We start from the raw sequence: 9628 nt of genomic DNA, 5'->3' as shown, positions 1-9628 counted from the left end.
GAACGCCTCGACCGACAACGTCGGCGTCACCGGCTACGAGATCTACCGCGGCGGCACCCTGGTCACCACCGTGACCGGAACCACCCACACCGACAGCGGGCTCACCGCCAGCACCAGCTACACCTACACGATCCGGGCCCGCGACGCGGCGGGCAACCGCTCGGCCGACAGCGCGGCGGTCACGGCGACCACCTCGGGCGGCGGCGGTGACAACCAGGCGCCCACGGTGCCGGGCAACCTCCGCTCCACCGGCGTCACCTCCAACAGCGTCTCCCTCGCCTGGAACGCCTCGACCGACAACGTCGGCGTCACCGGCTACGAGATCTACCGCGGCGGCACCCTGGTCACCACCGTGACCGGAACCACCCACACCGACACCGGGCTCAGCTCGAACACCGCCTACACCTACACCGTCCGCGCCCGCGACGCCGCAGGAAACCGCTCGGCAGCTAGCAACTCGGCCTCCGCCACCACCTCGGACGGCCCCGGCGGCGGCGGCAACAAGGTCCTCGGCTACTTCGTCCAGTGGGGCGTCTACCAGCGCGGCTACCACGTCAAGAACATCGACACCAGCGGCTCGGCCGCCAAGATGACCCACATCAACTACGCCTTCGCCAACACCACGGGCGGCCGCTGCACCATCGGCGACTCCTTCGCCGACTACGAGAAGTCCTACTCGGCGGCCGAGAGCGTCGACGGCGTCGCCGACACCTGGGACCAGCCGCTGCGCGGTAACTTCAACCAGCTGCGCAAGCTGAAGAAGAAGTACCCGAACCTCAAGATCCTCTTCTCCATCGGCGGCTGGACCTGGTCCGGCGGCTTCACCCAGGCCGCGGCCAACCCCACCGCGTTCGCCGAGTCCTGCTACCAGATGGTCGAGGACCCCCGCTGGGCCGACGTCTTCGACGGCATCGACATCGACTGGGAGTACCCCAACGCCTGCGGCCTGACCTGTGACAGCAGCGGCTTCGCGTCCTTCAAGAACGTGATGCAGGCCGTACGCGCCCGCTTCGGCCCGAACAACCTGGTCACCGCGGCCATCACCGCGGACGGCACCAACGGCGGCAAGATCGACGCGGCCGACTACGGCGGCGCCGCGCAGTACGTCGACTGGTACAACGTCATGACCTACGACTTCTTCGGCGCCTGGGCCGCGCAGGGCCCGACCGCCCCGCACTCGCCTCTCACCTCCTACACCGGCATCCCGATCGCGGGCTTCTACTCCGACAACGCCATCCAGAAGCTCAAGAGCAAGAACATCCCGGCGAGCAAGCTGCTCCTCGGCATCGGCTTCTACGGCCGAGGCTGGACCGGCGTCACCCAGGCCACACCTGGCGGAACCGCCACCGGCCCGGCGCCAGGCACCTACGAACCGGGCAACGAGGACTACAAGGTGCTCAAGACCCGCTGTCCCTCCACCGGCACCGTCGCGGGCACGGCCTACGCCTTCTGCGGCAACCAGTGGTGGAGCTACGACACACCGGCCACCATCGGCGGCAAGATGACGTACTCGAAGAACCAGGGCCTCGGCGGCGCGTTCTTCTGGGAGCTCAGCGGCGACACCTCCAACGGTGAACTGATCACCGCGCTCAAGAACGGTCTCGGCTGACCGTCTGACCGTTGAGGGCCGGTCCCGTAAGGGGCCGGCCCTCTCGTCTTGTCCGGGGCTGCTCAGCCGCCCAGCTGGTAGACGTGGTCAGGGGTGACGACGCCGGTGACCGCCCGGCCGAGGACCGTGCTGGGTTCCTGGCCCTCGTACGAGATGTCGGTGTTGAGCAGCATGACCAGCGTCGCCTGATACGCGGGCAGGTAGATCGTCAGCGTCTGGTAGCCGGGCAGCGAGCCGTTGTGCCCGATCCAGCCCTCCACGTTGAAGATGCCGAGCCCGTAGCCCGTGCCGGAGATCTGCGTCGTTCCCGTCTTGAGGCGCTCGGCCTGTGTACGCGGGCTCAGCAGCGAGCCGGTGGCCAGGATTCTCGCCCACTTCCGCTGGTCCTCCAGGTCCGAGATCATCGCGCCGGCGGCCCAGCCCCAGGAGGGGTTCCAGCCGGTGGCGTCCTCGACCGCGCCCGTTGCGGTCTGGTTGGTGTAGCCGTGGGGGTGCGGGCTCGGGAAGGCGGCGCCGGTCGGGAAGATCGTCCGGTTCAGGCCCTCGGGCTTCAGGATGTTGGCGCCGACGAACTCGTGCAGCGGCTGACCGCCGAGCTTCTCCACGACCAGCCCCAGGAGGATGAGGTTGGTGTTGCAGTAGGAGAACTCGGCGCCCGGCTCGAACAGCACGGGATGCTTGAAGGAGAAGGCCAGGAGCTCCCGCGGCGTGAAGGAGCGCGTGGGGTCGCCGGTGAGCGCCTTGAAGAACCCCTCGTCCTCGCTGTAGTTGAACAGCCCGCTGCGCATGCCGGCGAGCTGGCGCAGCGTGATGCGCTCGCCGTTCGGGACGCCCTCGACGTAGTCGGCGATCGGGTCGTCCAGGCCGGCCTTGCCCCGGTCGACGAGCTGGAGCAGCGCGGTCACGGTGAACGTCTTGGTGACGCTGCCGATCCGCGAGTACACGCCGGGCGTCATCGCGGCGCCGGTCGCCTTGTCGGCGACGCCGAAGGCCCGCACGTACGAGCCCTTGCCGGGAGCCGACAGGCCGACGACGACGCCGGGCACGCCCGCTTCACGCATGGTCTTCTGTACGACGGAGTCCAGGCGGGCGGCCACCGCCGGTGTCAATTCGGGAAACTCCCGCGCCGCGACCGCAGCCCCGGCAGGCGTCTGCAGGGCCAGCAGCCCGGCCAGGACCACCAGCACGCGCATTCGTGAGCACCTCATGGATGAGCCTCCCCCCGAACCCTCCTACCAGCGTAAACGTCCGCCGATCCGGAACTGTGACGACCTGGCCACTAGCCGCGACCACGCCTTCCGCGGGAAAAGGGGGAGTTCATATCACTGCCAACCGGGACGGAGCGCAATGAAGCGTGCCAAGAAGAACCAGGATCCGACCGCGGGCGACACCGACACCACGCCGGTGGAAGGACCGATTCCCCTGGTTGCCCAGTCCCACTCCGACCTGCCCAAAGGCGCGACCGTCTACCTGCGCCCCGCCATCCTGCCGCAACCGGGCAGCGACCTCATCCGGCGCGTGGTCATCAGCCCCCGTCCCCGCACCCCCTCCCCCTTCGGCGCGCGCATGGGCGACCACACCATCGCCTGGCAGGTCCACCTCGACGCGCTCAAGGCGGTCCTGCACAACCTGACCCTGACCGAGGCCATCGGCAAGGTCCAGGCCCTGCACGACGAGGCGACCGCCTGGATGTCCAACCTCGACTCCACCCAGATGAAGCTCTTCCTGTGGCTGGAGGACCACGAGGAACGCGCGCCCAGGCTGGAGGACGCCGCCCACCGCACGGTGACCGGCCTGGATCTGGCCCGCAGGGTGCTGCGCGACGGCCCGCGGAAGAAGCAGGACGGCTCGATGGAGACCCAGGACGAGGTGCGCGCCCGCGCCGCCGACACACTGGGCGTGGCCGTCGCCCACCACCTGGCCTACGTGAACTACCTGCCGTACGCCACCGTCTTCAACCCCTCGGCCCGCGGCTCGATCGGGTCGGGTGAGGGCCGCTACCGGAACGTCCTCATCGCCCACGAGCGCCACTCCCTGTCCATGGACCGCCTGGCGCTCCAGCGTGAGGAGGAGGCGAAGCTGGCCGCCGAGCAGATGGAGACGGAGCAACCCGGGCAGCCCGCGCAGCCCAAGCCGCAGCCGCCGAAGGACCCGGACCCGCCCTACACCGCCGTCCAGGTCAAGGATGCGCTGTGGCGGATGTTCTCCTACGACGCCGCCCTGCGCGAGTCGGGGATCATCTTCCTGCTCGACCCCGAGGCGGCCAAGGTCCCGCGTACCAGCTACGACGAGCTCGCGACCCTGGCCGAGAACCTGGAGAAGCTGGTCAGCGGCATCGGTTCGTTCGCCATGACCGCCGCCGACATCGAGACCAAGGCCGAGACGATCGCGCAGAGGTACGCCAGGCCCACCGACGACCAGGAACTCTTCCACGCCGCCAAGTCCATCAAGACCGCGGCCCGCAGCGTCATCGGCCTGTCCCCGGGCAGCGGCAAGGAGCGGCTGCGCGAGCTGCGCAAGGGCGAGGGCCGGCACGTCGGCACCGCACTCAGTCGCGCCCTGCTCTCGGTCCAGGCCATCGAGAGCCTGGCCAAGGACGCCGCCGCCCGGGTCGAGGCCATCGTGCCGACGCTGGTCCACGAGCATCAGAGCCTGGTCGCCGCCGCGTACCCGCGCAGTGTGACCTACTCCGGCTTCTTCGGCGCCTCCGCCGCCACGGAGGCCAGGGCCAAGCTCACCGCCGAGCTGCGCCATCTCTTCCCCGGGGCCGACCTCGGCAAGGAGGAGGTCACGAACCTGCTGACCCGGATCGCCGCGGCGTGGAAGACGATGCCCGTCCTGCCGGACGCCACCGGCTCCAACGCCTGGGTGGACGACGCGGCCAACGACCCGCTCGTGGTGACCTTCACCGCCGGTCAGCCCCTGGTCGTCAACGGCCGCGCGCCCGCGCCTCCCGGGGTCACCGGGATGGGCTGCCACACGACCGCCTGGGTGGTCCAGTGCGGCGCCCTGTCGCGCCAGCTCGCCACGGCGGCGAACGAGGACCTCGCCATGGCGAAGGTGCGCCAGCTCGTCACCGATGACCTGAAGTCGGAGGTGATGAGGCTGGACCGGCTGCTGCCGATCATCCAGCTGGAGGGCGGCCAGCTCGACGAGCTGTTCGACGCGGCGCTGGAGGCGCTGACCGCGACCACGGCCGGTGAGGCCGCCACCGCCTACCTCAGCTTCCGCAACCTGCTCCCCTTCGCCACCGTGGACACCGGCGACCGGGGCGGCCACGGCGAGAAGGCCGACGCCGGGCGGAAGGAGACCTACGACGCGAAGGCGCTGGCGGACACGGTGTCGCTGGTGCAGGAGGACCTGGCCAGACTGCGCGCCCACTCGTACGGCAAGCGCCTGTCCACCATCGCCTCCGGTCTGCGCAAGAGCCTGAAGGAGGACGAGACCCACTGGGGCAGCCCGACCGCCCTGCGCGAGGCCGTCACCGCCTCCGCCAAGCGCCTCAACGCGCTGGCCAGGCAACTGCGCCTGGGAACCGTGCCGGACGCGACCAAGGTCATCAGCACCGCCCGCTGGGACGAGCACGACCGGCTCTACACCCTGGCCCACTCCTAGCCCCCTCGCGGGCCGCCGGCATCGTGAAGACGCCGACGGCCCGCGCCACCGTCACACCCTGACGTGCGCCCGCTCCCCGGCCGTCACGCCACGGACGTGCGCCCGCTCCCCGGCCGTCACGCCATGATGTGCGCCCGGTCAGCCGGTACGGCATGCCGGAAGGCCTCCCCGCCGGCCAGGCGGCGCAGCTCGTCCACGACCAGTTCCCCCATGCGCGCCCGCTCACCGCCCAGGGCTCCCGCCACGTGCGCGGTCAGGACGACGTTGGGCAGGGTGAACAGCGGTGAGTCCGGCGGCGGCGGTTCCGGCCAGGTGACGTCGAGTACCGCGGTGAGGTCGGTCCTGCGGCGCAGGACGTCCACGAGGGAGGGCTCGTCCACCAGCGCGCCGCGGGCGGTGTTGATCAGGGTGCCGCCGGGCTCCAGGAGGTCGAGCAGCTCGCCGTCGACCAGGCCTTCCGTCTCGGGCAGCAACGGCGCGTGCAGGCTGACGACCGAGCAGGCGGCGAAGAGCTCGGGCAGCTCCACCAGGCGCACGCCCAGCCCGGCGGGGTCGGCCACGGGGTCGCAGGCCAGCACCTCCACGTCGAAGTTCCGCAGGTGGGCGGCGACGAGGCGGCCGATCGCGCCGAGGCCGAACAGGCCGACGCGGGAGCGGTACCCGCCGGCGACGCGCGGATCGTGCGGGTAGCGGCGCTCGGCCCGGATCTCGCGGGCGATCCGGTGGGCCTGCTTCAGCGCGAGCAGGATCTGGGCCAGCGCGAACTCCGCCACCGGGATCGCGTTGGCGGAGGCGGCGGAGACGATCGGGATCTCGCGGGCCCAGAACTCCGGCGTGGTCAGCGGCCGTACCGAGCCGGCGGCGACCAGCACCGCGCGCAGCTTGGGCGCCCGGCTCAGCAGCGTGGCGTCGAGCCGGGGCGGACTCCATCCGGTCAGCAGGATCTCCACCTCCGCCAGCACGTCCGGGTCCTCGGCCAGGTGTTCCCGGGTACGCGGTGGCGCGCTCCATCTGACCAGTTCGTCCAGGTCGCGCAGGACCTCGGGCGGGTAGACGTCGCCGCGCCGCCGTTCCTCCATGACGAGCAGGGCGAGGGGCCGGGGATCGAGCTCGGACATGAACGCTCCAGAGTCATCAAGAGTCATCGGGTCAGTGGCAGCACGCGGCTTGTTACGCATCGATTTCGGCCGGGAGTCATCGGACCATTGACCGTGCCAATGGGGCAACGCTAGCTTCTCGGAAAGCGTTATCCAAGAGACTGGGAGCCGTTCACATATGCGGACACATGCCAAATACAAGGTGAGTTGTCTCCTTGCTGCCGCGCTGGTGCTGACCGGGTGCGGCTCCGGTCCGGCGGGAGGCGACGTCGAACAGGACGCCTCGGCGCCCCTGGAACTCTGGACCAGGACGACGCCCGGCGGGCCGGGTGAGCAGGGCACGATCAAGCTGGCCGCGGCGTTCGAGAAGGCCACGGGCCACAAGGTCAAGGTGACGGCCATCTTCGACGACTTCGAGACGAAGATGCAGCAGCGTGCCGCGCAGAAGGACCTGCCGGACATCGTCATGAACGACGTCGCCCAGCTCGGAACGATGCAGAGCCAGGGCCTGCTGCGCGAGATCGACCTGTCCAAGGTCGCCGGCGCCAAGGACGTCAGCGAGCGGGCCCTGGCCGCGGGCAAGGCCGTGGACGGCAAGCAGTACGGCCTGCCGTACTCGGCACAGGCGACCGCGCTGCTCATCCGCAGGGACTGGCGCGAGAAGCTGGGCCTGAAGCCGCCGCAGAGCTGGGCGGACCTGGCGGCGATGGCCAAGGCGTTCACCGAGAAGGACCCCGACGGCAACGGCGAGGCCGACACCTACGGGCTGGCGGCGCCGCTGTCGACCAAGCGCGGATACGCGTCCTGGTACTTCTCGAACTTCCTCTGGGCCGCGGGCGGCGACTTCGTGGCCGACGCGGGCGGCGGCAAGTACAAGCCGGCCATGTCCACCGCCGAGTCCGTCGCCGCGATGCAGTGGTTCCGCGACCTGGGCTGCAAGGACAAGGTGATCCAGCCGGGCGCGGTCACCATGGACACGCCGCCGACGAACGAGACGTTCGAGGCGGGCAAGGCCGGTCTCTACGTCGTCGGCCCCTACCTGCTGCCCCGCTTCGACAAGGCGCTGGGCAAGGACAAGTACGAGGTCATGGCGATGCCCAAGGGCGCCAAGAGCGCCGAGGTGCTGGCCGAGGGCGGCGCGGTCTACCTGATGGCCGGCTCGCCCAACCAGGCCGCGCAGGACGCCTTCGCCGCCTTCGCCATCTCGGCCGAAGGCCAGAAGATCGGCATGGAGGGCGAAGCGGCGTACATCGTGCAGTTGCCCGTCAACACCACCGTCGACATCGCCCAGGTGCGGCCCGACCCGCGCTGGAAGACCTTCGCCGAGGCCTACCAGACCTCCGGCCGGTACGCGCCGTCGCTGCCGAACTGGACCCCGGTGCGCCAGGTGTCGGCCGAGACCGTCAACGCGCTCGTGGCGGACTGCTCCCTCGACCTCAAGGCCGAACTCGGCAAGCTCGACACCAAGCTCGCCGCCATCCTCACCGAACAGGGCATCGCCGCCTCATGAGCGTCGAGCAACTGAGTCCCGTCGCCGCGCGAGCGACGACCGGCGCCCCCGCTCCCCGTTCCAAGAACGGGGGGCGGGACGGCCGCTGGTGGATCCCGTGGCTGTTCCTGGCTCCGGCGATCATCCTGTTCGCGCTCTTCAAGTTCATCCCGATGGGCAACGCGCTGGTCATGTCCTTCCAGGACGTCCAGCCGTTCCTCGGCAACAAGTGGGTCGGGACCGGCAACTACGCCACGATGCTCGCCTCCGAGGGCTTCCACAGCGCGGCCTGGCACACGATCGTGCTGGCCGTGGGGCAGACGGCCGGCTCGATGGCGCTCGGGTTCGCGCTGGCGCTGCTGATGGAGGGGCAGAGCCGCAAGCTCGGTTTCATCAGGTCGGCCGCGTTCCTGCCGGTCGTGGTGCCGATGGCGGTGGTCGCCGAGCTGTGGCGGATCATGTACCACCCGACGGCCGACGGCATGATCAACTCGATCATCGGGCTGGTCGGGCTCGGGCCGTCCGGGTTCATCAACGACCCGGACGCCTCCATGGCCTCGGTGATCATGACCGGGATCTGGCGCGGCGCGCCGTACGACATGATGATCTTCATGGCGGGGCTGGCCGGCGTCAACCGGGACCTCTACGAGGCCGCCACCGTCGACGGCGCCTCCCGATGGCGCCGGATCCTGCACGTCACGCTGCCCGGCCTGCGCTCGGTCTTCACGATCCTGTTCGTGCTGGCCGCCATCCGCGGGCTGCGGGTCTTCACCGAGGTGTTCCTGCTGACGAACGGCGGGCCGAACGGCTCCACCGAAGTGGTCATGACCCTCATCTACAAGCTCGGCCTGGAGCAGAACCGGCTGGGCGTCGGCGCGGCGGGGGCGGTCCTGCTGTTCGTCGCGACTCTCGTGCTGACGGTCTTCGTCTACCTGCTCAGAAGGAAGGAGAACCGATGAGCGAGACGGCTCTCGGTCTCAAGGAGAACGCGACCCCCGCGGGCCGCGCGACGAAGCTGGTGATCTACTCGCTGGTACTGGTCGTGTTCGCGGGGCCGCTGCTGGCCCTGCTGGTCAGCGCCTTCAACCACGTCTCCGACCCGACCCAGCTGAGCCTGGTGCCGACCAGCCCCACGCTGGACAACTTCACGGTGGCCGTCGACCAGGGCATGCTGAAGTATCTGCTCAACTCCTTCCTCGTCGTGGGCTTCGGGCTGCTGCTCCAGGTCACGGTCTCGGTGTTGGCCTCGTACGCGCTGGCGCGCAAGCGGTTCCGGTTCATGTCGCTGGTGTTCGTGGCCATTCTCGCGACGCTCATGCTGCCCGAGGAGATCCTGGCCATCCCGCTGTCGATCATCCTGGCCGACGTGCCGGTGATCCACGTGAACCTCATCGGGACGCTGGCCGGCATGATCGTGCCGCTCGGCGCCTGGGCGTTCTCCATCCTGGTGATGACCGAGTTCATGAAGGACGTGCCGCGCGAACTGGAGGAGGCGGCGCGGATCGACGGGGCGGGCGAGCTGCGGATCTTCGCGCAGATCATCCTGCCGATGTGCAAGCCCGCGCTCGGGGTCATCGGCGTGTTCGGCTTCACCATGATCTGGGACCAGTACCTGCTGCCGTTGCTGGTGGCGCAGGACGCCTCGTCCTACACGCTGCCGCTGGCGCTGCGGACCCTGCGCATCGACCCCATCGTGACGCCGGGCGTGGTCATGGCGGCCTCGCTGCTTGCCCTGCTGCCCTCGGTGATCGTGTTCCTGTTCTTCCAGCGTTCGTTCGTTCATGGCCTGTCCTCCGGCGCCCTCAAGGGATGATTTTT

At 69.7% G+C, this 9628-nt stretch carries 7 protein-coding genes; 5 read left to right on the top strand and 2 right to left on the bottom strand.

Going from position 1 to position 9628, the window contains the following annotated elements; genetic code table 11:
* Positions 1 to 130 precede the first annotated feature (130 nt).
* Positions 131 to 1609, top strand: a complete 1479-nt coding sequence (locus tag ACFWY5_RS17100; protein WP_379633106.1) for a glycosyl hydrolase family 18 protein — start codon at positions 131 to 133, stop codon at positions 1607 to 1609.
* Positions 1610 to 1671: 62 nt separating this feature from the next.
* Here ACFWY5_RS17100 and ACFWY5_RS17095 read toward each other — a convergent pair whose 3' ends face one another.
* A complete protein-coding gene (locus ACFWY5_RS17095) occupies positions 1672 to 2802 on the bottom strand; it encodes a serine hydrolase domain-containing protein (protein ID WP_379632829.1) in 1131 nt (376 codons plus the stop codon).
* Between the two features lie 154 nt (positions 2803 to 2956).
* On the opposite strand from ACFWY5_RS17095, the gene ACFWY5_RS17090 reads away from it, so the two are divergent.
* On the top strand, positions 2957 to 5224 hold the full coding sequence (locus tag ACFWY5_RS17090) for a hypothetical protein (protein WP_379632827.1): 2268 nt from the start codon (positions 2957 to 2959) through the stop codon (positions 5222 to 5224).
* Positions 5225 to 5340: 116 nt separating this feature from the next.
* On the opposite strand, the gene ACFWY5_RS17085 is transcribed toward ACFWY5_RS17090, so the two are convergent.
* A complete protein-coding gene (locus ACFWY5_RS17085) occupies positions 5341 to 6342 on the bottom strand; it encodes a hydroxyacid dehydrogenase (RefSeq protein WP_379632825.1) in 1002 nt (333 codons plus the stop codon).
* A 181-nt stretch (positions 6343 to 6523) separates the two neighbouring features.
* On the opposite strand from ACFWY5_RS17085, the gene ACFWY5_RS17080 reads away from it, so the two are divergent.
* The 3 genes from ACFWY5_RS17080 to ACFWY5_RS17070 are packed head-to-tail and all read left to right on the top strand — an operon-like array spanning position 6524 to position 9623.
* Positions 6524 to 7831: an extracellular solute-binding protein gene (locus ACFWY5_RS17080; RefSeq protein ID WP_379632824.1), complete on the top strand. Its 1308-nt coding sequence runs from the start codon at positions 6524 to 6526 to the stop codon at positions 7829 to 7831.
* Positions 7828 to 8769 (top strand): carbohydrate ABC transporter permease, encoded by a 942-nt coding sequence (locus ACFWY5_RS17075; protein WP_379632822.1) that lies wholly within the window; start codon positions 7828 to 7830, stop codon positions 8767 to 8769. The genes ACFWY5_RS17080 and ACFWY5_RS17075 overlap by 4 nt, the downstream gene beginning before the upstream one ends.
* The gene (locus tag ACFWY5_RS17070) at positions 8766 to 9623 is read left to right on the top strand and encodes a carbohydrate ABC transporter permease (RefSeq protein ID WP_379632820.1); all 858 of its coding nucleotides are present in this window, start codon (positions 8766 to 8768) and stop codon (positions 9621 to 9623) included. Before ACFWY5_RS17075 ends, ACFWY5_RS17070 begins: the two co-directional genes overlap by 4 nt.
* Positions 9624 to 9628: the final 5 nt, after the last annotated feature.

The organism is Nonomuraea sp. NPDC059007 (assembly GCF_042740555.1).
In the GTDB taxonomy this organism is placed as follows: Bacteria; Actinomycetota; Actinomycetes; order Streptosporangiales; family Streptosporangiaceae; genus Nonomuraea.
This window is presented reverse-complemented; position numbering and strand designations above follow the sequence as displayed.

Excerpts from the sequence above, each read along its gene's own strand:
- ACFWY5_RS17075 (WP_379632822.1), top strand. The coding sequence starts at position 7,828 with ATGAGCGTCGAGCAACTGAGTCCCGTCGCCGCGCGAGCGACGACCGGC.
- ACFWY5_RS17095 (WP_379632829.1), bottom strand. The coding sequence starts at position 2,802 with ATGCGCGTGCTGGTGGTCCTGGCCGGGCTGCTGGCCCTGCAGACGCCT.
- ACFWY5_RS17070 (WP_379632820.1), top strand. The coding sequence starts at position 8,766 with ATGAGCGAGACGGCTCTCGGTCTCAAGGAGAACGCGACCCCCGCGGGC.
- ACFWY5_RS17090 (WP_379632827.1), top strand. The coding sequence starts at position 2,957 with ATGAAGCGTGCCAAGAAGAACCAGGATCCGACCGCGGGCGACACCGAC.
- ACFWY5_RS17085 (WP_379632825.1), bottom strand. The coding sequence starts at position 6,342 with ATGTCCGAGCTCGATCCCCGGCCCCTCGCCCTGCTCGTCATGGAGGAA.